The 26,087-nt window shown below is 46.6% G+C and carries 23 protein-coding genes; 18 read left to right on the top strand and 5 right to left on the bottom strand.

All coding sequences use genetic code 11. The features are described 5' to 3' along the window. The first annotated feature begins 1 nt into the window (after nt 1). Nucleotides 2–214 (top strand): hypothetical protein, encoded by a 213-nt coding sequence (locus BM358_RS19975; protein ID WP_013311529.1) that lies wholly within the window; start codon nt 2–4, stop codon nt 212–214. Nucleotides 215–376: 162 nt separating this feature from the next. Here BM358_RS19975 and BM358_RS19970 read toward each other — a convergent pair whose 3' ends face one another. Then, entirely contained in the window at nt 377–2,350 is a 1,974-nt protein-coding gene (locus BM358_RS19970; RefSeq protein ID WP_023989908.1) for a methyl-accepting chemotaxis protein, read from the bottom strand. A 211-nt stretch (nt 2,351–2,561) separates the two neighbouring features. On the opposite strand from BM358_RS19970, the gene BM358_RS19965 reads away from it, so the two are divergent. The 12 genes from BM358_RS19965 to BM358_RS19915 all read left to right on the top strand — a co-directional run bounded on the left by BM358_RS19965 (nt 2,562) and on the right by BM358_RS19915 (nt 16,043). Beyond that, entirely contained in the window at nt 2,562–3,629 is a 1,068-nt protein-coding gene (locus BM358_RS19965; protein ID WP_028542437.1) for an AI-2E family transporter, read from the top strand. Nucleotides 3,630–3,980: 351 nt separating this feature from the next. Beyond that, on the top strand, nt 3,981–6,614 hold the full coding sequence (alaS, locus tag BM358_RS19960) for an alanine--tRNA ligase (protein WP_028542438.1): 2,634 nt from the start codon (nt 3,981–3,983) through the stop codon (nt 6,612–6,614). Between the two features lie 136 nt (nt 6,615–6,750). After that, nucleotides 6,751–7,011 carry an IreB family regulatory phosphoprotein gene (locus BM358_RS19955; RefSeq protein ID WP_007431624.1) on the top strand — a complete coding sequence of 87 codons (261 nt, stop codon included), beginning with the start codon at nt 6,751–6,753 and terminating at the stop codon, nt 7,009–7,011. Nucleotides 7,012–7,020: 9 nt separating this feature from the next. Continuing rightward, the gene (gene ruvX, locus BM358_RS19950) at nt 7,021–7,437 is read left to right on the top strand and encodes a Holliday junction resolvase RuvX (RefSeq protein WP_014282932.1); all 417 of its coding nucleotides are present in this window, start codon (nt 7,021–7,023) and stop codon (nt 7,435–7,437) included. Nucleotides 7,438–7,450: 13 nt separating this feature from the next. Then, nucleotides 7,451–7,753, top strand: a complete 303-nt coding sequence (locus tag BM358_RS19945) for a DUF1292 domain-containing protein (protein ID WP_023989904.1) — start codon at nt 7,451–7,453, stop codon at nt 7,751–7,753. Next, nucleotides 7,750–8,055 carry a DUF1292 domain-containing protein gene (locus tag BM358_RS19940; RefSeq protein ID WP_028542439.1) on the top strand — a complete coding sequence of 102 codons (306 nt, stop codon included), beginning with the start codon at nt 7,750–7,752 and terminating at the stop codon, nt 8,053–8,055. The genes BM358_RS19945 and BM358_RS19940 overlap by 4 nt, the downstream gene beginning before the upstream one ends. A 94-nt stretch (nt 8,056–8,149) precedes the next feature. Beyond that, entirely contained in the window at nt 8,150–9,178 is a 1,029-nt protein-coding gene (gene mltG, locus BM358_RS19935) for an endolytic transglycosylase MltG (RefSeq protein ID WP_028542440.1), read from the top strand. A gap of 11 nt (nt 9,179–9,189) precedes the next feature. Further along, entirely contained in the window at nt 9,190–10,119 is a 930-nt protein-coding gene (locus BM358_RS19930; protein ID WP_023989901.1) for a peptidase U32 family protein, read from the top strand. Between the two features lie 32 nt (nt 10,120–10,151). After that, nucleotides 10,152–11,483 (top strand): peptidase U32 family protein, encoded by a 1,332-nt coding sequence (locus BM358_RS19925; RefSeq protein ID WP_013311519.1) that lies wholly within the window; start codon nt 10,152–10,154, stop codon nt 11,481–11,483. A 224-nt stretch (nt 11,484–11,707) separates the two neighbouring features. Continuing rightward, a complete protein-coding gene (locus BM358_RS19920; RefSeq protein ID WP_023989900.1) occupies nt 11,708–13,957 on the top strand; it encodes a methyl-accepting chemotaxis protein in 2,250 nt (749 codons plus the stop codon). Nucleotides 13,958–14,059: 102 nt separating this feature from the next. After that, the gene (locus BM358_RS26980; RefSeq protein ID WP_023989899.1) at nt 14,060–14,182 is read left to right on the top strand and encodes a hypothetical protein; all 123 of its coding nucleotides are present in this window, start codon (nt 14,060–14,062) and stop codon (nt 14,180–14,182) included. Between the two features lie 85 nt (nt 14,183–14,267). Continuing rightward, a complete protein-coding gene (locus BM358_RS19915) occupies nt 14,268–16,043 on the top strand; it encodes a peptidoglycan D,D-transpeptidase FtsI family protein (protein WP_076265322.1) in 1,776 nt (591 codons plus the stop codon). On the opposite strand, the gene BM358_RS19910 is transcribed toward BM358_RS19915, so the two are convergent. Further along, nucleotides 16,031–17,185, bottom strand: coding sequence for an AI-2E family transporter (locus BM358_RS19910; protein ID WP_023989897.1), 1,155 nt, complete (start codon nt 17,183–17,185; stop codon nt 16,031–16,033). The two genes, BM358_RS19915 and BM358_RS19910, sit on opposite strands and share 13 nt — an antisense overlap. 179 nt (nt 17,186–17,364) lie before the next feature. Here BM358_RS19910 and BM358_RS19905 point away from each other — a divergent pair, with 179 nt between their 5' ends. Next, complete coding sequence (locus BM358_RS19905) at nt 17,365–18,750, top strand: polysaccharide deacetylase family protein (protein ID WP_028542442.1); 1,386 nt, start codon at nt 17,365–17,367, stop codon at nt 18,748–18,750. 99 nt (nt 18,751–18,849) lie between these two features. Here BM358_RS19905 and ilvD read toward each other — a convergent pair whose 3' ends face one another. From ilvD to BM358_RS19890, 3 genes are all read right to left on the bottom strand, one after another. Beyond that, a complete protein-coding gene (gene ilvD, locus BM358_RS19900; protein ID WP_023989895.1) occupies nt 18,850–20,538 on the bottom strand; it encodes a dihydroxy-acid dehydratase in 1,689 nt (562 codons plus the stop codon). 343 nt (nt 20,539–20,881) lie between these two features. Then, the gene (locus tag BM358_RS19895; RefSeq protein WP_023989894.1) at nt 20,882–21,130 is read right to left on the bottom strand and encodes a KGG domain-containing protein; all 249 of its coding nucleotides are present in this window, start codon (nt 21,128–21,130) and stop codon (nt 20,882–20,884) included. A gap of 176 nt (nt 21,131–21,306) precedes the next feature. Next, nucleotides 21,307–22,341, bottom strand: coding sequence for an acyltransferase family protein (locus tag BM358_RS19890; RefSeq protein ID WP_023989893.1), 1,035 nt, complete (start codon nt 22,339–22,341; stop codon nt 21,307–21,309). A gap of 312 nt (nt 22,342–22,653) precedes the next feature. Here BM358_RS19890 and BM358_RS19885 point away from each other — a divergent pair, with 312 nt between their 5' ends. The 4 genes from BM358_RS19885 (at nt 22,654) to mgrA (ending at nt 26,065) form a co-directional block, all read left to right on the top strand. Beyond that, the gene (locus tag BM358_RS19885) at nt 22,654–23,460 is read left to right on the top strand and encodes an alpha/beta fold hydrolase (RefSeq protein WP_028542443.1); all 807 of its coding nucleotides are present in this window, start codon (nt 22,654–22,656) and stop codon (nt 23,458–23,460) included. A gap of 14 nt (nt 23,461–23,474) precedes the next feature. Continuing rightward, a complete protein-coding gene (locus tag BM358_RS19880) occupies nt 23,475–24,245 on the top strand; it encodes an HAD family hydrolase (protein ID WP_028542444.1) in 771 nt (256 codons plus the stop codon). Next, nucleotides 24,242–24,982: an NAD-dependent protein deacylase gene (locus BM358_RS19875; RefSeq protein ID WP_028542445.1), complete on the top strand. Its 741-nt coding sequence runs from the start codon at nt 24,242–24,244 to the stop codon at nt 24,980–24,982. The genes BM358_RS19880 and BM358_RS19875 overlap by 4 nt, the downstream gene beginning before the upstream one ends. Before the next feature lie 84 nt (nt 24,983–25,066). Further along, nucleotides 25,067–26,065, top strand: a complete 999-nt coding sequence (gene mgrA / locus BM358_RS19870) for an L-glyceraldehyde 3-phosphate reductase (protein WP_028542446.1) — start codon at nt 25,067–25,069, stop codon at nt 26,063–26,065. Nucleotides 26,066–26,087: the final 22 nt, after the last annotated feature.

Raw genomic sequence — 26,087 nt, 5'->3', positions numbered from 1 at the left:
ATTGAGATGTCCGAATTGTAATTCCAAAGATATCGGCAAAATCGGCTCCCATCAATTTTATTGCTGGGGATGCTTTATCGAACTTCAGGTGAATGGTGAAAAAATGTCTGTCTACCAAGTGGAAGAGGATGGAACGCTCAGTTCGCTGGACGACCTATTCTTTGGAGATGAGATGGCACAACAGGACTTGCCGCAAATTCATGCTTCTTCCTAAGCTTGACACCGAAAGTGGACAGGCTGCTTGCTAAGAGGTGTGATCTACATACGCTTAGTAGGTTGGATAATGCTTGATAAAAACAACGAAGAGGGTGCCCCGAACGGCCATATTGGCTGGGGCACCCTCTTTTGTATACCGTTTTTGTGAAGATGGTTAGTTCTACAATTTAAAGCGTTTGACCTCTTCCAATAAAAGATCTGCATGAGAATCGAGTTTGGCAGAAAGGTCGGCAATATTGTTCATGGCATGACCTTGTTCTTGCACAGAGGAAGCCACTTCCTCTGTAGATGCTGCACTTTGTTCAGAAACAGCGACAACGCTGGAAATGACATCGGAAATATGTCCAGCATTCACACGGAGATGATCTGTAGCGGCGGTAACGTCCTCAATTTGGGCAAGCATATGCTGAGAAGCCCCACGAATGGATTCAAACGCCTGTCTCGTTGCAATGGCAGCATGCTCCTGTTCTACAGTTACAGCAAGAGCCTTCTTCATTTCCTCCGCGCTTTGTACTCCTGCAATTTTAATTTCTTCCAGCTTACTCATGATACTGTCACTGGAACTGCCCGCTTGTTCAGCCAGCTTTCTCACTTCTCCCGCGACGACGGCAAAACCTCGTCCGTGTTCTCCGGCCCGTGCCGCTTCGATGGATGCATTGAGGGCCAGCAGGTTTGTTTGTGCGGCGATATCGTGGATGGCCCCGGCCAGCCGCTCAATATCCTGAGTTTTCAGCGCGAGCGAATCTACGGCTTCTCCTGCCGCAGTCGTCGTTTGTCTGGACTCGGCGGCCAGTTTCGCTTGACGTTCTGCTGTTTCATACCCTGCAAGCACGGCAGAATCTGTTTCGAAAACGGCAGTTTGGGTCCGTTTAACACTTTCGCCAATCTGGTCGATGGAGCCTGTCATGTGAGTCAGCTTCTCAGAGCCGGAATATACAGCTTCAGCCTGATCGCTCGCTCCTTGGGCAAGCTCCTGAACTGCACTGGAGATTTGTGACGCGATGGTTCCAGTATCCTTAGCGTGCTGATGCATATCATGGGAAGCTGAGCTGACATCGCCCGCCGTATCTGATACCTTGCGCAACAGGTGAGAGAGATTATCAGACATGATATTAAAATCTGTCCCCAGGCTGGCAATTTCATCTTTACCTTTAACATCCACACGAGCGGTCATATCGCCTTCAGCTATACGTTTGACATTCGCTTGGAGTCTGCGAATCGGCTTAATAAAGTTGTTTGCCGCCCAGATCGCCAGCAGCATAGCGACAACCAAGATGATAGCAACCGTTATAATCAACATATTACGAGTGGAGTAATACTCCTGAAAAGCAATATCTTTGGAAATGGACAACCCTACAATCCAGCCTGTGCTAGGCATCTTTTTAAAATAAAGCTGACGGTCACTACCATTATAGCTATAGTCTGTTTCTCCCGAAGCTGCGCTCAGCAGGGCCGCGGTTGATGAACCCAACTCGGGATTGTCCTTGAGGTTTTTGCCAGCCAGCTTGTTGTCTGGGTGCGCGATCACGGCTCCATTTTGGTCAATCAAAAATGCGTAGCCCAATCCGTTCAAGTCTATGCTTTTAATTATTTTTGTCATATCGTTGAGCATTATATCCTCGCTGACCACACCAGTGACGGAGCCATTCGAATTTTTGAGAGGCTTCGCAATAGAAATGGTGAAATTCGTACTATTTGCATCAATGTATGGGGACGAGTAATACATTTCTCCCTTGGTTTTGGCATCCTTGTACCACGGTCGAGCGCGAGGATCATAACCTGCTTCAAACCAGCCAGATCCATCCCAGTAGGCTCCATCTTCAAAGCCTGCGTAAATATTGGAAATATTTTGATCTTTATAGTTTTGAAAAGCTGCCTTCAGAGATACGGCTTTGGCATCTGATGAAATATCGCTGGATTCCAGACCTGCAGCCAATGTTTCAATAATTTTGGCATTACCACCTATCCATCCGTCGAGCTGATTGACGGTTTCGGAGGTTTTGCTGTTCATAAGCTCTTGGATATCATGATTGGCCTGATTTTTAACGCTTGTCATGCTAATGATCGACAATGGCCCAGCTGCAACGATAACAATGCAAGTGAAAAGGAGAATAAGCTTGATTTTTAAGTTCATGTAACGACCCCCGATGTTTCAGAAATGTGAAAACTTAAAGTAGTGCTTTGTACTTATATCGTCAGATGGAATGACTTTGTTAATTGTTTTCATCCGTTTTCATCATTTTTTTACAATGGTAATCTATGGGGCATTCCAGACTCGCGGGAAGGATTAAAGTAGAGGTACAGGCATATACTTAAAGGAGGCTAGTCCAGTAAGGGGGCACGAAATGGAGCAATTAACGAAAAGTAGACTGTTCCGGTACGGAATATGGACGCTGCTGGGACTTGTCATTCTATATTTTATCTGGCTGCTGCGACCTTTGTTTTTGCATTTGTATGAATTTCTGAAAACAATCATTGCTCCGTTTGCGGTAGCGATGATCATCTCCTATGTACTTAATCCGGTTGTCAGTATGCTGGGCGGTCGCAAGGTGCCTCGAAGCGTAGCTGTGCTGCTCATCTATGCTGTGTTTTTAGCCAGTCTCATTGTGATTCTGATGAACCTGATTCCGATGTTCATTGAACAACTGGATGAGCTGAATGAGCATCTGCCTGAGCTGACCATGCATGCACAAGGATTAATGACGAATATGGATAGCGGCATTTTGCCCCAAGGGGTGCGAACGGGTATGAATCAATGGTTTTTCCAACTAGAGAATCGGATGGCAACAGGGATTTCTAACTTTATGGATAACATCGGCGGGATGATCAATATGCTGTTCAATGTGTTCATTGTACCGTTTCTCATTTTTTATATTTTGAAGGATTTTGATGTGTTCGAGCGGACGATTGTGTCTTACCTCCCGCGTTCTCGTCGCAAGGCGATTGTAACGGTACTTAAGGAAATTGATCAGGCGCTTGGCAACTATGTCAGGGGACAATTACTGGTATGCGTCATTATTGGAGTGATGGCTTATCTCGGATATATGCTCATTGGCATGCCTTATGCGCTGTTGCTGGCAGGAGTGGTTGCGATTTTTAACATCGTTCCGTATTTGGGCCCCTTTTTGGGAGCCGCTCCGGCAGTAGTCATGGCTTCTACGGTCTCCTTAAAAATGGTGCTTTTGGTCGTGGTCGTTAACACCTGTATTCAAGTGTTGGAGAGCAATGTCATTTCTCCCCAGGTGGTGGGACGAACGTTGCATCTGCATCCGATAGCCATTATTTTCGCTCTGCTAGTGGGTGGGGAAATTGCGGGAATTACCGGCTTGATTTTAGCGGTTCCCGTGATGGCAGTCTTAAAGGTAGGACTTCAGCATTTTTTTGCTTATTACGTGAAGCGGAAAACAATCTGATTTTGTCCATACACCGTATGTATCTTGTCTGAAATCGCGTTGACACGGCTAAATGACACGGATATACTGAGTTGAGTATGTTTAAATGTGTTTATCCAGTAGGGAAAGCTCATTTCGAAGTGCGGGCTGAACCCGCCGGGATGCTCCCGTTACCAGTGAAAACAAGGCGATCGATCGTCCGTTAAGCAAATGTTGGTGTGCAGCTTGCGCATGGGCATTTCGTACAGAGGGGACGGCGTTAACCAGGGTGGTACCGCGATACAATCGTCCCTGATCCGTTCAGGGGCGTTTTTCTGTTTTTTTATGGCCTGTGCCAGGAACCAGTGACACCATAATTAGGAGGCTACTTATATGAAAGCTAGTGAAATCCGCTCCAAATGGCTGGAGTTTTTTGAAAGCAAGGGACATGTGATTGAACCAAGCGCGCCGCTTGTTCCACATAAAGATCCTTCCCTGCTGTGGATTAATGCGGGTATGGCACCGCTTAAGCCTTATTTTGACGGACGTGTGAAGCCAGAAAATCCACGTATTGCCAATTCGCAAAAATGTATCCGGACGAACGACATTGAGAATGTCGGCAAAACGCGCCGTCATCACACCTTTTTCGAAATGCTCGGCAACTTTTCCATTGGTGACTATTTTAAGGAAGAAGTCATTACATGGGCATGGGAGTTTCTGACGGATCCAAAATGGATTGGTTTTGATCCGGAACGTCTGGCTGTAACTGTGTATCCTGAGGATGAGGAAGCGTACAAGCTGTGGAACGAAAAAGTTGGACTTCCTGCCGAGCGTATCATCAAATTGGAAGATAACTTCTGGGATATCGGTGAAGGCCCTTGTGGACCTTGTACGGAAATCTTTTATGATCGTGGCGAAGCCTACGGAAGCGACATGACGGACCCTGAAATGTATCCGGGGGGAGAAAATGAGCGTTATCTGGAAGTTTGGAACCTCGTATTCTCACAATTCAACCATAACAAAGACGGCAGCTATACGCCGCTTCCGAACAAAAATATTGATACAGGGGCTGGATTGGAGCGTTTTGCATCCATTTTGCAAAATGTGGATTCCAACTTTGATACGGATATCTTCCAGCCACTAATCCAAAAAACAGCGGCGATGGCGGGAGTAAAATATAACGAAAATGTGGACAGTGACGTGGCTCTTAAGGTTATTGCTGACCATGTCCGCACCGTAGCTTTTGCAATTGGTGACGGTGTGCTGCCTTCTAATGAAGGACGGGGTTACGTGATTCGCCGTTTGCTGCGCCGGGCTGTGCGCTATGGAAAAATGCTGGGCATGAACCGTCCATTTATGTTTGAGCTGGTGGAAACCGTTGGGGATGTCATGGGTGTGTATTACCCTGAGGTAGTGGACAAGCGTGATTTCATCATCAAAGTGATCAAAACGGAAGAGGAACGCTTCCATGAAACACTGACAGATGGATTGGCAATTTTGTCCGATATCAGTGCTCAGGCGAAGGCCGAAGGTCGCAATGTCATTAGCGGAGCAGATGCTTTCAAACTGTATGATACGTACGGGTTCCCATTCGATCTCACAGAGGATTATGCGGACGAGCAGGGCTTTAAAGTAGACCGTGAAGGTTTTGATGAAGCGATGCAGGAGCAACGCAAACGTGCCCGTGATGCTCATCAGGACAGCGCGAGCATGAAGATTCAGGGCGGAGCTTTGTCCGATCTGGCGGTTAAAAGTGAATTTGTTGGATATAATGACCTCGTAACTGAGTCTAAAATAGTGGCGATTGTATATGAAGATGTACTGGTGGACAGTGTTAGTGAAGGGCAGTCTTGTCAGGTCGTGCTGGATGTGACTCCTTTCTATGCCGAAAGCGGAGGACAAGTCAGTGACCAAGGCTTGCTGCGTGGAGGTACGGTAACTGCGAAGGTCGAAGGGCTGTTTAAGGCGCCACAAGGTCAGCATGTGCATCAGGTTGTTGTAGAAGCCGGTGAGCTGAACGTTGGCGATACGGTGAAAGCAGAAGTAGATCAAGCTTCACGTGGAGAAATTGAGAAAAACCATACGGCTACACATTTGCTTCACAAAGCGCTTAAAGAAGTGCTGGGTGACCATGTCAATCAAGCGGGTTCTTTGGTAGAGCCTGGGCGTCTGCGTTTTGACTTCTCCCATTTTGGAAGCATTACACCAGAAGAGCTGGCGGATATTGAACTGCGTGTAAACCGTGCCATCTGGAGCCAACTGGATGTTAGTATTGAACTGAAACCGATTGATGAAGCCAAGGCTCTCGGAGCAATGGCGCTGTTCGGTGAAAAGTATGGAGATATCGTACGGGTCGTTAAGGTAGGCGATTACAGCATTGAACTATGCGGTGGCTGTCATGTCAGCAATACTTCGCAAATTGGCTTGTTCAAGCTTGTCAGCGAGAGCGGCATTGGATCAGGTGTACGTCGTATCGAAGCGGTGACTGGACGTTTTGGCTTTGAATATATGGAAGGTCAATTAGAGCTGTTGAAGGTTTCGGCTGGGCTTGTAAAATCCAAGCTGTCTGAGGTGCCAAAGCGTATCGAATCTTTGCAGCAACAAATTAAAGACCTCAGTCGTGAAAATGAATCGCTGCAAAGCAAGCTGAGCGTTATTGAGGCGGGCCAGCTGACCGATCAGGTCGTGCAAGTAGGCGGGGTGCAGCTGTTGGCTGCACGCGTGCAGGCTTCCAGCATGGATGCGTTGCGTGCGATTGCTGATGAACTGAAAGGGAAACTTCCGGCTGCTGTGCTGGTGCTCGGCGCTGCAATGGACGACAAAGTTAATTTTGTCGTAGCAGTTCCGGCAGAGCATACCAAGGCTGGACTTCATGCAGGCAAGCTCGTGAAAGAAATTGCTGCCGTATGCGGTGGCGGTGGTGGCGGACGACCTGACATGGCGCAAGCAGGTGGTAAGGATGCCAGCAAGCTGGACGAAGCACTTCAACGTGCGCATGAACTGGTGTCGGCAGCTTCACAAGGATAAAGTTCGATAATTTTTGCGGATTTTTGGGAAAAAACGGGCTTAGATATTTCCTTGTAGGGCTTTGCTTATGGTATGATGTAAAAGAATAAGCTGGCATAAACATGTACACATGTTTTGTGGAAGCGAGGTGTCAACAATGGATTCCATGGACAAAACGGTCAAATTTAATGTCAAGGCAGATGAGAAGGAAGCTTCTGCTCAGGAGATTTTGTTGACCGTATATGATGCGCTGGTGGAAAAAGAATACAATCCGATCAATCAAATCGTCGGCTATTTGCTATCCGGTGATCCGGCTTATGTGCCACGGCATAATAATGCCAGAAGCCTGGTACGTAAAAAAGAGCGCGATGAGTTGATTGAAGAGTTGGTTCGTTTCTATCTCGCCAAGCACCGTTAGGAGACAGGCATGAAAGTAATGGGATTGGATTACGGGGATCGCCGAATTGGGGTCGCCGTAAGTGATGCCTTCGGCTGGACCGCCCAAGGATTGGAAGTCATAGAACGACGCGGTGACGACAGTGAGTTCGGTAAAATTGCAAATTTAGTTCGTGACAATGAGGTGGGCGAGGTTGTTGTAGGTTTGCCAAAAAACATGAACGGAACCGTGGGTCCACGCGGTGAGATTTGCATCGAGTTTGCGAACCGACTCAAGGAGTTACTGGGTTTACCCGTTCACCTTTGGGATGAACGGCTGACGACGCGTTCGGCGGAGCGTACGCTTCTGGAGGCCGACGTCAGCCGAAAAAAACGCAAGCAGGTGGTAGATAAACTGGCCGCAAGCCTGATCTTGCAAAACTATTTGGACGCACACAGTACAAGGTGAGGGGGATTTCGTAATGGCTGAAAATCAAGTGGGTATGGAAGAAGAGCCGGAAATTATTTATATTGCCGATGACGAGGGCAACGAGGAAGAGTTCGAGGTCATTATGAAGTTTGAGGTAGATGGTTCCGAAGCGAAGTACATGATGGTTGCGCCAGTGGACCCTGAAGCTGATGAGTCCGATGTGTACGCCTTCCGTTACGAGGAAGAAGGCGATGATATTAAATTGTTTGTGATCCAAGACGATGCCGAATGGGAAATCGTCGAAGAGACCTTTAATACATTTGTAGAAGAAGATGAAGAGGAAGACGGGAAATGACGAGCTATTCACGTGAAGACCTGAGTTGGACCTCTGATTTGAAGGAAACGTTCGACGGCGATGTAGAGCTGCAGGATGAACAGGGCCATGCGATGCGCATGGAATTGGAAGCAGAGTTCAAGGTAGGTGAGCAACGGTACGCCGTATTGCGTAGACCCGGGGCTGCTGTTGGCGAACATGAGCTATATCATGTAAGCTCATCCACAGACGGCGAAATCTCCATCACCACCATTGAAGATGATGATGAGTGGGAAGATATTTCCGAGCTGTACGACGAATGTACGTTGCCGGAAGAACTGTAAGTCTGGATAACGATGAGATCAAACCTGAAAGGGCGGACCAGTCCGCCCTTTTTGGCTGTGAAGGAGTTGGGTGGATGTGAAGCGAAGGACGAGGATGTTTACGTTGCTTCTACTGCTTATCATTATAGTAGCAGGGGCAACCCTCTATATTTGGAATGCCATGCAGCCTGTTCAGCCCCAAACACAACCCGTTGCTTTTACGGTGGTGCAGGGAACAGGAACATCTGCTATTGCAGATACGCTGGAGCAAAAGGGACTTATACGTAATGCGCTCGTGTTTAAGGCTTATGTAAAATTCAAACAGCAAGGAAGCGGATTTCAGGCCGGAAAATATGAGGCGAAGCCTGGCGCAACCTTTGATCAGTTGATTACTAAGTTATCGGCTGGAGATGTTGTCAAAGAGGAAATGATTCGTTTTACAATCCCGGAAGGTTTTACGATTAGACAGATGGCTGATAAGCTGCAAAAGGAAGGACTGGCAGACCGGCAGCAATTTCTGCAGCTGGCCAACGATCCGTCCGCTTTTGACGTCGCGCTGGTGCGGGACATTCCAAAGCAGGCGGGGCTTCGCTATGCGCTGGAGGGCTATCTTTTCCCGGAAACCTATGAGCTGAAAAAGGGTAGTACGGCCAAAGATATTATACAGGTGATGCTAGAACAGACACAAAAGCGGTTGGAAACTGTTTCCGATTTGGATGCGAAGCTGAAACAGCGGGGTGAAACGCTGCATCAACTGCTGACAGTTGCTTCTCTCGTAGAGCGCGAAGTGGTTGTGGAAGATGAGCGGTCTGTAGTAGCTGGCGTCATTTATAACCGACTCAAACAGGATAAGAAGCTGGAAATTGATGCTACAGTTCAATATATGCTGGATAAGCAAAAGGAACGGCTGTATTACAAGGATTTGGCTGTGGAAAGCCCTTATAATACGTATATGCATCAGGGACTTCCACCAGGGCCGATTGCAAGTCCCAGTCTGAAATCAGTGATAGCGGCTTTACAGCCGAAAGCTACAGATTATTTGTTTTACGTGACCAAAAAAGATGGGACACATGAACATTTGTTTGCCAAAACGTATAAAGAACATTTGCATAACATTCAGGTAAGTAACCGTAAGACAAATTAGGAGGTGAGCCTATGGCTTACAAACCCGAACTACTGGCAACTGCCAGCTCTCCGGAGGATGCCCGCCATATGCTGGAGGCTGGAGCTACTGCATTACTTATTGGAGATGACCGCTTTGGAATGCGGCTGCCGGGACATTTTACACCGGACCAAATCCGTGAAGTGGTGGAAGAGGCACGGAAGCATACGGCGCAGGTATACGTATCCATGACGAATTTGATGACGAACGAGCTATTGCCGCTCCTTCCCGAATATGTGCAGACCCTAGCTGGATGCGGCATAGACGCCATTGAGTTTAATGATCCCGCAGTGCTCATGGCCGTGAAGGAGTACGCCCCGCATCTTAAGCTGTTCTGGAACGGTGAGATGATCTCCACCAACTTCGCAACCGCCAACTATTGGGGTGAAAAAGGAGCTTCCCGGGTCATTTTGGCTCGTGAGCTCAGTATGGATGAAATTACCGAAATGATACCAAAGTTGAACATAGAAGCACAGGTTCAGGTACATGGCATGACCAATATTTATCACTCCAAGCGTAAGCTTGTTCAAAGTTACATGCTGCACCAGGGACGTAATGTAGAAGGCGATTTGGGTAGAGGGCGCGGCTTGTTTCTGATTGAAGCAGAGCGAAAGGAAGAGAAGTTCCCCATCTACGAGGATATTAATGGGACACATATTATGAGTTCAGATGATTTTTGTATCATGGAGGACCTGCATATTCTGATGGAGGCGGGCGTGCATAGTTTTAAGATCGAGGGCTTATTGAAACCTACGGCTTACAATGAGGCGGTTGTTCGTGCTTATCGTAAAGCCATAGATAATTATACAGCTGACCCGGATGCTTATGCTTATGATGAAAGCTGGCTGGATGAAGTTCGCCGTCTTCAAGATCCGGAACGGGAACTTTCCTTCGGATTTTTCTATAAAGAGCAGGTTTATTAATTTTAAAATGAATTCACAGAGGGGGGAACGTCATGGGGACGATAACCAAAACGAGAAAATATATAGGTAAACGGAATCGTCTGGATAAGCCGGAGCTATTAGCTCCTGCCGGAAATCTGGAAAAGCTGAAGTTTGCCGTTCACTATGGCGCGGATGCTGTATATATTGGTGGACAAAAATATGGTCTGCGTTCTAACGCCGATAATTTCAGTTTTGAAGAAATGCGCGAAGGTGTAGAATTTGCTAACAAGTACGGTGCTAAGGTGCTTGTAGCCACCAATATCTATGCCCATAATGAGGATATTGCCGGAATCGAAGAATACTTGCGCAATCTGTACGAGGCAGGAATTCATGCCGTTATCGTCGCTGATCCGGCTATTGTATCCGTGGCATTGCGTGCTGTTCCTGGATTGGAAGTGCATTTGAGTACACAGCAGTCCACACTGAACTGGCAAGCGGTAAAGTTTTGGAAAAACGAGGGACTACCGCGTGTGGTACTGGGACGTGAGACCAGTCTGGAGGAAATCGAAGAAATTAAAAAGCATGTGGACATCGAAATCGAAGCATTCGTCCATGGCGCGATGTGCTCTTCATTTTCCGGCCGCTGCGTGTTGTCCAATCACTTTACAGACCGTGATTCCAATCGTGGGGGATGTTGTCAGTCTTGCCGCTGGAAATACGATTTGTTTGAGGATGCCCGCCCAGGTGAGGTTTGGATATCTGAGGAAGAGGCACAGGAGAGCAATGCACTGAAACAGTTCCAGCTCGGTGTTAACCAGCTTCCACTGTTCGAAGAGAGCGATAATGCCTTTTCTATGGGTTCCAAGGATCTGTGTATGATTGAAAATGTCCCTGATCTGATTGATGTAGGTGTAGACAGCTTTAAAGTGGAGGGACGTATGAAGTCCATTCACTATGTGGCTACCGTCGTGAATGTCTATCGTCAAGCGATTGATTCCTATATGGCTGATCCTGAAAATTATGTGCTCAAACCAGAATGGATTGAAGAAATTAATAAGGCAGCCAATCGTCCGTTGAATACAGGGTTTTTCTACGATACACCGGATCATGAAGACCATATTTATGAGCCGGAAGAAAAGGCAGTCCCTTATGATTTTGCCGGACTGGTCATGGACTACGATGCCGCGAGTGGCATTGCAACCATTCAACAACGGAACCATTTTAAACCAGGGCATGAAATCGAATTTTTCGGTCCGAACGGAACATTCTTTAAACAAACGGTCGGAACGATCTGGGATGAGGAAGGCAACGAATTGGATGCTGCTCGTCACCCGCTTCAACGAATTAGAATGAAGGTAGATCAGCCCGTATCGTATTTTGATATGATGCGTAAAAAGAAGTAAATAAGCCTTAAGTCACAGGTGAAAAGATTCAAAAGCCTCTCCTATCGGTTGGAGAGGCTTTTTTTTGAATAGTTTTCTAGGAAAAAAGTTTCACAAAATTTAGTTGATACTCAAAGGAAAGCTACATTCCTTGTCGAATAGTTCCGATAGAAGTTATATAGATAATAGATACATAATGGATGACGTGGAATTAGAAACTAATTATATGGTGGTAGGTGAGAGAAATGGGTTTACGGAAAAAAGAGGGGAATACAGCAAAAAGGCAACCCAAGAAAACGGATCAAATGCAGGGTTTGAAAGGCAGTAAAGTGACAACGGATAAAGAGGAACAAAAGGTTGCGGTGTCTTCGAAGGTTGCCCCCTGGGTAGCTAAGGCGACTCGTAAAGGTACACACAATTTAAAGCGTTTACTTAAGCCAGAAAGGTACAGTAAAGATTTCATGCATTTGGTCAAAAACTATAATCCGATACGTTCGGTTGGAATGAAGTTGTTTCTGATCTTTTTTGCGGCAATTATGTTATTTGTGGTCAGCTTGGGGATGCTCTCATACTACAAGGCTAAAAGTACGATTGAGCAAAATGCAGCTACGGCTTATCAGCAGACCGTCCAGCAAACTTCAGAAAAGCTTGATATTATTCTAGAGCGCTTTCAAGACACGTCGACACAGGTATTTTTCGATACTGAATTAAGTGATCAGTTGCAAAAGGCTGTAAAGCAAGATAAAAATCCCTTTGCATCTTTTGTTGCTATGGGCGAAGTGAATAAGAAGCTAACGAATCTTGCTTTTACGAATAAAGCGATTGATTCAATGTACTTGTACCCGGAAGAAACCAATTTAGCTGCTATGGGCACCGGAACACAAAAGGATGTACGGCAGGAAGCGTGGTTTAAGGATATTTTGAAAAACAAAGGAATTGTTTGGCTACCTACGCAGGTGAATGACAATGGTAGCAAGACCTTTCGTCTGGCACGCTCCATGAACAGCATGTCCGGGTTGGGAGGGACTTATGTTCTGGTTATGGATTTAAAGTCCAGTGCGGTAGAGGACGAGTTAAAAGGTATTAATTTGGGTTCAGGCAGTATGATTAGTCTTGTGACAGACAAGGGTGAGTTTGTAGGTTCTAACAATGAGGGCTTGGCAGGAGGAAAGACAAAGCTGGATTACGTGTCCAAGCTTGAAGGGATCGAAGGAAATCAAATTATGGAGCAGGAAGCAGACGGCAAAAAGCAAAGTGTGCTTGCGGTTCATAATACACTGGGAACTTCCAAGTGGATTCTCGTGGGTGTAGTACCTGTATCTGAGCTGGTGAAAGACGCTAAGGGGATACTAACTACAACATGGATATTTGCCGCAGTGGCTGCACTCATTGCATTGTTCATTGGCCTGTGGATCGTGCGCCTCGTGGCTCGGCCATTGACACATCTGAAGGATTTAATGGTCGAAGGTGCCAAAGGCAACTTGCAAATCCGAACGAACTATAAGGCTCAGGATGAAATTGGGCAATTGTCAGAAAGCTTTGATACGATGATGGAGCAAATTACATTGCTGGTAGAACAGACGAATGCCTCAGCTCAGGAGGTTCTGAATACAGCGACGGAACTAGGCGATGCCTCGAAGAAGACAGCCATTTCAGCCAAAGAAATTGCAGCAGCAACGGAAGAGATTGCTCATGGCGCCGCCAGTTTGGCAACAGAGGCTGAACGTGGCAGCGGACTTACCGGGAATATATCTCAGCAAATGGATACGGTTATGGCTTCCAATCATGAAATGAGTCTGGTCGCACAAGAAGTTGAACAATCCAGTGAACAAGGGACCATTCAGCTGAAAAATCTATTGAGCAAGACTAAGGTTACGGAAGAAACTACGCATGCTCTGGTGGGCAAAGTAGATGAACTGAAGAAGACAACTTCCGATGTCTTTAAGGTGCTGGACGTATTACAGGATATTGCTAAACAAACGAACATTCTATCACTGAATGCGACGATTGAAGCAGCACGAGCGGGGACGGCTGGGCGTGGTTTTATGGTGGTAGCTAATGAGGTTCGGCAGTTGGCTGAACAATCACGTCAAGCTATTCGTACGGCTACAGGCATTACTAACAACATCGTCAATGAAATGAATGAAACGGTACAGGCATTATCTGAGGTGTACCCGCTGTTCCGGGAACAGATGGGAGCCGTGCAGGAAACAACGGACATTTTCCAATCGGTTCAGCAGCAAATGGGAGAGTTCGCGCTACGATTGGGAACGGTCACTGCCTCCATTCATCATCTGAGTGAATCGCAGACCACTTTGTCCGAGGCAATGACCAATGTAAGTGCGGTAGCCGAGCAATCCTCAGCTACTTCGCAGGAAGTCGCTTCGCTCAGCACTGAACAGGCTAATATTGGTAATCAACTGGTAGGTTTGTCGGATAAGCTGGAAGGAGTATCAGTGAACTTGAAGGAACAGCTTTCGCGGTTTACGGTGTAGATATAACAAAACCATGGAAATCAGGATTGTCACTGATCTCCGTGGTTTTGTACTTTTTATTAGTAGATGTGCTTAAAAATCCCTCAAGAAGGAAAGCAAAAGATGAATACAAACACAAAGGTAGCGTGGGTTGTACTGGCCATTACCATTTTTATTACGGTTTTTTATTCGTTAGACGAGTTTTTAAATTGGAGCCCAGAAGCAGACATCACAAGATACAAATAAATTCGGAAACCCATTCACGTTAAAAGTTGAGTGGGTTTTCTTTTTCAACTACAGGACATACTACTGGAAAAAAGATGAAAGAAGGATGGGTGTGCCGAGGCGTGGTAGCAGTTTCATACGAAAACGTCGAATTGCATATATGGGCTTGGGGGTGATGGCGCTACTGCTGATTTTATTATTCCGACTGGCTTGGATTCAGGGGACAGCGGGCATTTATATGTCCGTCTATGGGGGGCATTCGCTTAAGGAAATGTCAGCACGTCAGCGACAGGAGGGCATTTCTATCGACTCTGGACGTGGACAGTTTACGGACCGGCATGGGCAACCCTTGACTGGCGGAGTCGTATGGGCGCCAGTGCTTTTTCCCGATGTAGATGGCAAAGCGGCTTTACATGGCGAAGAACTGGCCAAGCTACTGCGTACGAATAAAAAGCAACTACTGACACGATGGAAAGGACTGCAATCCCCGCTCATATGGCGAGATGGGCGCGGAGAGCCCGTACAAATCAATCCGAATGAAGCAGGCAAGCTGCTGAAGCTAGCTCCTTCGCTTATTGAGCTTGTACCTTATGCGAAACGTTACAGGGATTTGCCCAATGGCAGGCAATGGCTTGGCTTTCTGTATGAACGTGCCGACCGAGCGAGTGAACTGCCGATGGGGGCAGCCGGGCTGGAAAGAACGCTGGAGCCGCTGCTGAGCGGCGTCGGTGAAACGTTCGTCTCCCGATTTGTAGATGCGCAGCGTCGTCCATTGACTCATATACCGTTGCGTGTCAGTGCTCCATCCAATGGTCACTATCCTTTACAGGTGCAGACTACAATTGATCTGCCTATACAGGAACAAATTGAAAAGCTGACGGAATCTAGTCATTTGGCAGAAGGGGCGGTGGTAGTGCTCGATGCAGGCAACGCGGATGTACTGGCGATGGTGTCTCGCCCTTTTTATAATCCCAGTCATGTTGATCCTAAGAAAAAAACAGACTGGTCTAATCGTGCCCTCAAGGCGATAACGCCTGGATCCATTTTTAAGTTGGTCACGGCTGCTGCTGCACTTGAATCAGGTGTTGTCCAACCGCAGGAACAATTCCATTGTCATGGAACTTATGGCAAGTACGGTTTGGCTTGCTGGAAAAAAGAAGGACACGGTACCCTGAACCTGGAGGAAGGGCTTGCCGTATCCTGTAATAGTGTGTTCGCTCATCTCGGCGAACGGCTTAATCCTAAGCAAATTCAGGCCACAGCCTCTGCACTGGGATTGAGCCGAACTGTGGGCTGGCAGGAGCGGAATCTTGCGGGACTACCTCAATTCAGACCGCTGGATCACGAAGAAAAGGGAGCCGTATTCGGCTCCCATACGAACGCGTCTGATCCGGGCGTACGTGTACAGACAGCTATCGGTCAGCGCGATGTGCTGGTAACGCCTCTCCAAGCTGCCAATCTCATCGTCACCTTGCTGCACGATGGTCAAGTACATGCACCACGCATTGTCAAACGCATTAGCTACGCAGACGGTAGCACCTTACTGGAACTACCTGCTCATGCTGCATCTTCACCCGAGGGCAGCCGCTCGATTCACACATCGACGGCTCGCACGCTTCGTGAAGCAATGGAAAAGGTTGTGACACAGGGAACTGGTGCCTCCTTGCGTAATAAATCATGGAATCTGGCCGGCAAATCGGGTACGGCCCAAGCTTTAAAGAACGGTCACCCTATCAATCATCAGTGGTTTATAGGCTATGGTCCGATAGAGCGGCCTCGTTATGCGGTCGCCGTCCTTGTGCAAAATGCTTCAACGCATTCTGCAAACCAAGCTACAGCATTGTTCGGACAAGTAATGGATCTGTTAGCTCAATCCTCCTGAGTACCACGAGTAGCTTCACGATCTTCCTCCTGGATTTTTACGATAAACGGGGGCTCGTCAAATTCCTCTGTCGGAAACCGAATCCATTTCTGCAGATAGCCTTGCTGCCACAATTCCTTGAGCAAAATGATCAGAATGGGAGACAGGATTAATCCGGCCAGTCCAAAGATGGACAACGATATAATGGCAAAGGAAAGCATCAGATAGGCAGATGAAACACCGATGGAATTACCAGTGATTTTAGGCTCTGCCAGCTGGCGGACGATCACCGTCACAGCCATGACAATAAGCAGGCCTACAGCCAGGCCGGTATTGCCTGTGATGAACAGATACACGGCCCACGGAATAAAAATAACAGGCACACCCAGCAAGGGCAGAATATCAAACAAAGCTGCCACGAGCGCCAATGAGAGGGCATTATCCACTTGCAAAATGAGTAAACCTATAAATACGAGAACAAAGGTAATCCCTACCAGTAGAGCTTGAGCCTTGAGAAAAGCGGAGATAGCTTTAAGTACGTGATTTTTTAGAAAAAGGTAAGCAGTTTTTAGTGTCTTGGGTGTTTTACTACGAGCAATGCCCTTCCAAAGATTAATTTCCATACTTAAAAAGAACGCTAAAATGATGGCAATGGCAAAGTTGCCCATAAAAACAGTGAAAGAACTGAGGAACTGTATGAAAAAGGATAATCCTAGCTGTGCCCACTTCGTAGCAATGGTGGTGGCAGTCGCAAAATAATCATTCACACGTTCAGTAACACTCGGAGGTAAAGCAGCGATTTTATCTTGAGAAAGATGAAGATATCGCGTGAATTCCGCTTGGATAATCTGAGTATATTGTGGGAGGTTTTGCGCGACTTTCGTAAATTGCGTAACCAGAATCAGGCCCAATCCGAAAAAAATAGCAAGTAAGAGGATGATAAATAGCAATACGGAGAGTGCGGAGGCAAAAGGCTTTTTCATTCCTTTCCGATGAAAATAACGGGCAGCAGGTTCAATGCACCAGAACACGACGAACGAAAGGAACACAGGTGCGGCAAGTTGATACAGTTTGCTGGATACGAACATAATTAAATACACGGTTAATACGATCAAACCGATATCAAAAACGGTACGCCAATATTTTTTGTACAATGGAAGCATATGTATACAACGACTCCTTTTAGATTTTTATTTATTGTACACTAAATTGGACCTCAATGCTGACCATATGCAATAGCGAAATCTCGGCATGTTTGCTTCATTGTGATAATATATAAGTAAGTGAGTTTTCCTCAGGAAGCCTGCTTGGGGAGTTCAGAATAGAAAAGTGGGGATAAAACGTGCAGACTTTGCTGTTATGGATGTTTTACATTTCAACTTTTTATGCTTTTATTCCGGCGCTGGTTAGTCGTATATTTGGTTTCCGGGTGTTCAGGCGCGGCAAAAGTGAGCAAGAATATGCACTCACCTTTGATGATGGCCCTGATCCAGTGTATACATCACAGCTGCTTGATTTACTGAAGCGTTTTGATGCCAAGGCTACTTTTTTTGTTGTTGGGATGAATGCAGAAAAACACCCTGAGCTTCTGAAACGCATGCATGATGAAGGTCATCTAATCGGTATTCATAATTATGTGCACAAATCGAATTGGCTTATGAGGCCTGTTACCGTCAGAAGACAAATTGCTCAGACAGAGTCAGTCATTCGTCGAGTAACTGGCGAGGGAACGACCTTTTATCGCCCACCTTGGGGGATAGTGAACTTTTTTGATATTTCCAACACCCATGGTCGTCGAATCGTATTATGGTCCTCCATGTTCGGGGACTGGAAGGCCAGCATCGGAGCGAAACAATTAGCGGAGAGAATGCTCAAAAAGCTGAGGGGTGGCGAGGTGATGCTGCTCCATGACTGTGGTACGACATTGGGGGCAGACGTGGAAGCGCCCCAGAATATGCTAATCGCACTGGAGAAGTTGCTGAGGGTCGCCCAAGAACGACAATTACGCAGCGTACGGGTGGATACATTGTTTTGCCGTCAGTCTGTCAATAAACCTACTGCCTCCGAGATGTCCAGTACGGGCTGGTTAAAAAGAACGCTGGTATTTGGATGGCTCCAGTATGAGCGGCTATTCCATGTTTTGTTTCGTCTTCGTCCCGTAAGCAAGGAGGATACGATCTTTTATTATCGTCGCCGTATCTATCATGGGCCAAATGTAAATATGGAGAACAGCAGGTGGTTAGAAAAAGGGGACCCGATAATTGAGCTTCATTTTGATAATAAAAAGTTATTTCAATTGGGTTCGACGGCAAAGTCGATGGTACATCTAGCTATTCAATTAATTCGGATTGTAAAAAAACAACTTCCTGATCTGGCCCAACGCATTGTACATGATTCTGAAATGAAGGGTGTAAAGGCGATATACGCAGTAAGTATGATTCATCGGGGACCAGAGAAGTTGGGATTTCAAGTTCGGGAGCTTCCCAAAGGACTGTTTAAGCATGTGTCCACTGTATATCTAAAGCTGTTATTTCGTGTTATCCATCCTTTGGGTTCAGAGCAATTGAGTGAAAAAAAAGATGTAATGGTACCGAAACTGATTGTGATGCCAATGGATACCTTGTTTGACCGTTTTCATCAGGGAGGCTTACACCGCTCAGACGAAGCTCTTGAGCAAACAGCACAGCGAGATGATGTCCATACACTCAACAGCGAAATGACTGAATAGGCTAAACCTAATGACCTAATAAAAAAATCCTCTCGATCCTTTGTTAGGGTCGAGAGGACTTTTAGCTGTTTATAAAGTAATCCTATCTTGGCAACGCATTTAGATTTTCATAATTCCGCCGTTACTTGCGTTCGTTACCAGCTTGGAATAACGTGCCAGGTAACCCGTTTTTACCTTCGGCTCAAAGCCTTTCCAGTTGGCGCGACGACGTTCAAATTCTTCGTCCGTAATGTGGAGCTCAATCTTACGATTGTTTAAGTCCAGCTCGATGATATCGCCGTCCTCAACAAAAGCGATAGGTCCGCCTTCTGCGGCTTCAGGGGAAATATGACCGATGGAGATACCGCGGGAAGCACCTGAGAATCGTCCGTCTGTAATCAGACCCACCTTGGCACCAAGCCCCATGCCCACGATTTGTGAAGTTGGAGCGAGCATTTCAGGCATACCAGGTCCGCCCTTTGGACCTTCATAACGGATAACAACAACGTGTCCTTCATTAATTTTACCGTTGGCGATACCTGCCAGTGCATCTTCCTGTGAATCAAAGCAGATAGCAGGACCTTTGTGATAACCACCAACCGAAGGATCAACTGCACCGACTTTAATGATGGAGCCTTGCGGTGCCAGATTACCGAATAATACAGCTAGGCCGCCACGTTCAGAATAAGGGTTGTCCAGTTTATGGATGACGTTAGTATCCAGAATTTCCTGACCTTCTACGTTTTCACGAATGGTTTTTCCGGTCACAGTAATACAGTCTCCATGCAGTGCGCCCGGTTTCTTCAACAATTCATTCAGCACTGCGCTTACGCCGCCTGCATTATGGACATCCTCAATATGATAGTCGGAAGCAGGTGCCAATTTGGACAAATGAGGTACGCGGTTTGCGACTTCATTAATACGTTCGATAGGGTAGTCAACTTCTGCTTCATGGGCAAGTGCCAATGTATGCAATACTGTATTCGTGGAACCGCCCATTGCCATATCCAATGCAAATGCATTATCAATAGCCTCTTTAGTCACGATATCACGTGGTTTAAGATCAAGCTTAATCAATTCCATTAATTGGCGTGCAGATTGTTTAACGAATTCTTTACGTTCTTCTGCTACTGCGAGAATGGTGCCGTTACCCGGCATAGCCAGACCCATCGCTTCTGCGAGACAGTTCATGGAATTCGCTGTGAACATCCCTGAACAGGAGCCACATGTCGGGCAGCCGTATTGTTCTAATTCAAGCAAGCTTTGATCGTCGATTTTACCAGCCTGATATGCACCTACGCCTTCGAAGACGGAGGTCAGGGAAATAGAGCGTCCGTTCTTGTCTTTACCAGCTTTCATAGGACCGCCGCTGACGAAAATAGTTGGAATGTTAACGCGCAATGCGCCCATCATCATGCCAGGGGTAATTTTATCACAGTTAGGAATACAAACCATGCCATCAAACCAGTGAGCGGAAACGACAGTTTCCAGAGAGTCAGCTATAATTTCACGGCTTGGCAGAGAATAACGCATACCGATGTGACCCATGGCAATGCCGTCATCTACACCGATGGTGTTAAACTCGAAAGGTACACCGCCTGCCTCACGAATGGCTTGCTTGACAATTTTTCCAAATTCCTGCAAATGGACGTGGCCCGGTACGATATCAATATACGAGTTGCATACCGCAATAAACGGTTTGTCAAAATCTTCTTCCTTGACACCCGCTGCGCGCAGCAAGCTGCGGTGAGGAGCGCGGTCAAAGCCTTTTTTAATCATATCGGAACGCATTTTCGTCTTAGCTGTCATGATGCTGGTTTCCCCCCAAAGTATAAAAATAGTATGGCGTTCAATGGACGCCGTAATAGCGCAGATGTTTTCTAAAGAGTCTATCATAGATGTGAGCTTTTTTCTACATATATGAAGATTTTGAAAAAGTAATAGTAGGGTTCTGTAATCAACAATATATAGACATGAGCAGTTTTATTTGTCTATATATTGCATTTAGAAGAGTTAGAATTTGATTATATTAGAAATATGTATACTGACATGTTTGCGTATCAGGTAAAATATGAAAGAGCCCATTCCGCAATAAAGCGAATGGGCTCAAGCTTGTTTTATGTTAAAGGAGGGCGGAATATGATATTACACCTTAATTTCTGCCGCCTTTACGACCGATGTCTCTGTAGAAATTTTTGTCATGCGACTCAGCTGTAGCATCGCCGCCTTTTTTGCCGATTTCCTGATAAAATTCTTTATCGTGAGAGTTTGCGGTTGCTTCCCCGCCCTTTTTACCAATCTCCTGATAAAATTCCTTATTGTGCTTCTTGGAAGTAGCTTCTCCACCCATACGACCTGCTTCTTCGCGACTCATTTTCCCCTGATTTTGATTACGTGCCATTACAAATCACTCCTTAATAAAAAAGTTGTTTTTTGTTGCGCGCATCCTTTACTTACCACATCACGCCTGTATGAAACAGGCTCCAAGTGGAGTAAAGAGGGGGTAGACTCGCTTACATGTTCGTCTGTGAGTGGGTTGTCGCGTGTTCAATGTTAAATAAAAAATGGATAAAAAGATTACGCGGACCGTCTAAAAGGATAAGGAGCTGGCTTTAGCATCCACTCTACCTGTGGCTCAATCAGAGGTCGTGTTGCAGTTCGAACCCAAGGCATGGTCAACATACAGCACAGACCTGCAGCACACACTACAATCAACATGACTTCCACTGGAGTATCTATATATTCGTAGACTCCCTTTGCAACGACGGTACGGACGATCAAGCCATGGAGTAAAAAGACATATAGTGTCCGTCTTCCCATCTCGGTTATTCGTCCTGTGACAGCTGGAACAAAGCTTAGGAACGCCATGGATGCTATCCATTGAACTCCATAAATGCCGATGCGGTAAATTCCTGCGTACCATTCGGTATGGCCCAATTCACCGTAAGTCATGTTGCCATACAGCCAGCCTGCTGGGATGCCGAAATACGACGTTCCCGCCAGTACCATAAGCAGAAGAGATACAACGCCAGCGATTATGCGGACTGGAGCTGTGAAGAACCGTCGAACGTCTGCATAATTCAAATGATAACCTGCTACAAAGTAAGGCAAATAAACAAAGGTTCTGCATACGCTCAGCCATATACCATCCACAGGGAGATACCCGACGAGGATACCCAGCAGCACGGATATACCCAATTGGAGGACAGGTGGTATTTTCTGAAAAGACAGCATCAGCAGTCTCCAACAGATATGGCTGGCAAGGAACCAGAGTAGCAGATAAGGAGCAAAGAACGAATGATGGATATGGGGAACGTGGAAGAGTGCAACATCCAAGATCGAATAGAGCGATTGAAAAATAAGATATTGCATACCGATCTGAAGCAGAACTTTTCGGCCTGCTGATCCGGTCAAAGAAGTTTGGGCAAAGTAGCCTGTAACGAGTACAAACAACGGCATATGAAACATGAATATCCAGCTGAACCATTGTTGGGCAATATGAAGTGAACCGACTAGAGGCTCCAGAGCATTCCCTGCAAATACGCATATGATCAACAGAAATCGCAAATTGAGAAAGAAGCTTTCCCCTTGTACATCATGGCTTGTCGTCATGTGTTTCCCTCCGAACGGCTTCTGCCGACTAAACTATTTAAAAAATAATTCTTTACAAGGAACAAGGTACGATACTCTGGACTTTATCATTGTGATTTTATTCACAATAGTAAGCGTTATCATAACCTTATTGTGTGGCGAAAGCTTGAACACCGGACAAAGATGGGCTAAGACGTGGAAATGTATGCTGATTTGACCCTGTATGTGCAACGATGTTACCCTAACAAGGCTAGTTACGCTGATGAATACAGCGGTACATTTTATATTCAAATTACGAATTACGAGGTACGAAAGGCGAAAGGAACTTTTACAATGAGAAGAAGAACAAGAAGATCATACAATTCATATGGGACACGTGGTCCTCGGAAAATATGGAAAATTCTCTTAGGCATCCTGATTGTCATTGTACTGATCGCAGGGTGGGGAGCATGGAAGGTATTTACGCCTTATCAGCCTGACGAGACGGCTGCTGCTGCATTAGCTGAAGTAGCGGATGCTGTGAAAGTAAATGAACAAGAACATTGGGTTGGTTTTGAGCCTGTAAAAAGAAGCGGAGCCGGAGTCATTTTGTATCCAGGGGCGTTGGTGAAGCCCGAAAGTTATGCGCCCTTGGCACGCCGTCTGGCGGAAAAGGGTCATCATGTGATCATTGCAAAAATGCCACTGAACCTTGCATTGATCTCCCCGGATTTAGCGAATGAAGTGCTAAAGGCATATCCGAAAGAAGCGTTTGTTATTGGAGGCCATTCGTTAGGCGGTGTGATGGCGGCCCGATATGCAGCTGCACATCCTGATCAGGTCAAAGGTGTATTTTTCCTCGCCTCCTACCCGGATAACAAGGGTAATTTAAAGGATAAAAATCTGCCCGTTATTTCTCTACTGGGAAGTGATGATGGAGTCGTCCAGATGGAAAATGTCCAAAGTGGAAGAACTTATTTACCAGCCAACACGCTGTATTTTACAGTCGAAGGGGGAAATCATGCCCAATTCGGCAGTTATGGTGTCCAAAAAGGGGATAATCCTGCAAAAATTAGCGCTGCCGAGCAATGGAATCAGACGGTAACGGCTTTACAGGACTGGATGAAAGAGAGTGTGGATGTGGCTTCTAAGAATCAGTAAAGGAGGTGTGCTGCATGTCTGAGCTGATCGTGCAGGGGGAGCGGTACCCATGCCGTGGTATTTTATTGGATAAAGATGGAACGTTGCTGGATTTTATTCAGTTGTGGGGCCCCTGGGCTCGTTCTATACTGGATATGATGGAGCAGCATCTTACCGTGGCGGGTGCCGGTTTTACGGTGGAAAAAGGTACCGTTCTAGGTACTGTTCACGATCAAGAGGGACGTGTGATCGGTTACGACCCTTCTGGCCCGCTGGCCATGGGGACGGTGGACGAAAGTACGGGGGTACTGGCTTGGCAGCTTTATAATGCTGGTGTACCGTGGAATGAAGCTGTGCGGCTTGTCCGCGACTTTAATAAAACGGCGATGGCTGATATTCGGCGACATCGGGCAGCGAAGGTGTTTCCAGGGTTGCGGACGTTGCTTGAGCAAAGCCGCCATGCCGGGCTGAAGCTGGCGGTTGTGACCTCTGACAGTACAGAGGCTGCACAGGAGCATTTGGAGTGGATGGGGCTGACATCCTATTTTGACGAGATTATCGGACATGATAGGGTTACATACGGCAAGCCTGACCCGGAAATGGCTGAAAAAGCCTGCGCGTTACTAGGATTGTCGCCGGCGGACGTGGTGGTCATCGGAGACAGCAATGGGGATATGCAGATGGGCAAGCGTGCCGGAGTACGGCTCACTATTGGATTTGCGCCAGAAGCAGAACGTTCTGGTCATTTGCTGGATGCGGATAAGGTTGTTCGTGGATATGAAGAGCTGGAGGTGCGTAGGGTATGAAAGTTAATACGTTGGCGGAATGGATACAGCAATCGCAGAATATTGTTTTTTTCGGCGGAGCAGGGACATCGACGGAAAGCGGTATTCCGGATTTTCGTTCGGCAGCAGGCCTGTATCAAAGTGAGGAGAAATTGCCTTATTCCCCTGAGGTTATGCTTAGCCGTTCATTTTTTGTGAAGCATCCTGAGGTGTTCTTCGACTTCTATCGCAGCAAAATGCTGCATCCCGATGCGGAGCCGAACGGTTGCCATCATTTCCTCGCGTTATTGGAAAAGCAAGGCGTTCTTAAAGCGGTTGTGACCCAAAATATTGACGGTCTACATCAGGTTGCCGGTAGTGTGAATGTACTGGAACTTCATGGCTCGGTGCATCGCAACCACTGTATGGAATGCGGACGCTTTTACAGTCTAGATGAAGTGATTAACAGCTCTGAGGTTGTACCCAAATGTCCGATAGATGGAGGAATTATCAAACCGGATGTCGTTTTATATGAGGAGGAGCTGAATCAGGATACCATTATTCAATCCGTTCAGGCTATTTCGCAGGCTGATTTGCTGTTAATTGGAGGAACGTCGCTGACAGTACATCCTGCTGCGGGCTTGATTACTTATTTTCGTGGTAAACATACGGTGCTGCTGAATACAGATCCCACCTCGTATGATCATAAGGCGGATCTTTTGATCACCGATCCAATCGGTAAAGTTATGGAAAAACTTGCTCATCAATTAGGTCTGTAATCGTTTTCTTGTCAACGCCTGGATAAAAGCGCTATGATGATGTTGTGATGGACATTACAATGTTTCGAGAGAGGCTGGGATAGCATGGTTTATTTAGCTGGCGAAGATCGTTATGAAAGTATGAAATATAACCGTACAGGGAGATCAGGTCTAAAACTGCCCGCTATTTCGCTGGGCTTGTGGCATAATTTTGGCGGGATTAACAACGCGGAGAATGGCCGTAGCATGATTACTCGCTCCTTTGATCTAGGAATTACGCATTTTGATTTAGCTAATAACTATGGCCCTCCTGCGGGATCAGCTGAGGAATTTTTTGGACAAGTCCTAGCCAGTGATATGAAACCGTACCGGGATGAGTTGGTCATCTCCACCAAAGCGGGCTACAATATGTGGGCAGGGCCTTATGGTGACTGGGGATCTCGCAAGTATATGATATCTAGTCTGGATCAGAGCCTGAAGCGGATGGGGCTGGACTATGTCGATATATTCTACTCTCACCGATTTGATCCTAATACGCCGCTGGAAGAAACGATGGGAGCACTGGATCATATCGTACGTTCAGGCAAAGCGCTGTATGTGGGTGTGTCCAATTATAGTGCGGAGCAAACAGCAGAAGCAGCTCGCATTCTGAAGGAGCTGGGAACACCGCTTCTGATTCATCAGCCGAAATACTCCTTGCTCGACCGCTGGATTGAAAACGGATTACAAGATGTACTGGACGAAAACGGGGTAGGCAGCATTGCCTTTTGTCCGCTGGCTCAGGGATTGCTGACCAATAAATATTTGAACGGAATCCCCGAGGATTCACGTGCAGCGAGTACATCGGTTTTCCTGAATGAGAACCATGTAACGCCAGAGACACTTCGCAAGGTACGCGCCCTGAATCAGATGGCTGCTGCACGCGGACAAAGTTTGGCTCAATTCTCGCTGGCCTGGGCTCTGCGCGGCGAACGTCTGACCTCTGTCTTGATTGGGGCAAGCCGTGTAAGCCAAATTGAAGAAAATGTTGCTACCTTATCCAATCTGGACTTTTCTCAGGAGGAACTGGATCGAATTGATTCGATTCTGAATGCCGGGAACTGACAGGACGGCGGCACAGCCTAAT

Source organism: Paenibacillus sp. cl130 (assembly GCF_900116035.1).
Classification (GTDB): domain Bacteria; phylum Bacillota; class Bacilli; order Paenibacillales; family Paenibacillaceae; genus Paenibacillus; species Paenibacillus polymyxa_B.
Note: the sequence above shows the minus strand (reverse complement) of the source record. Positions and strands in the feature narration are given on the sequence as shown.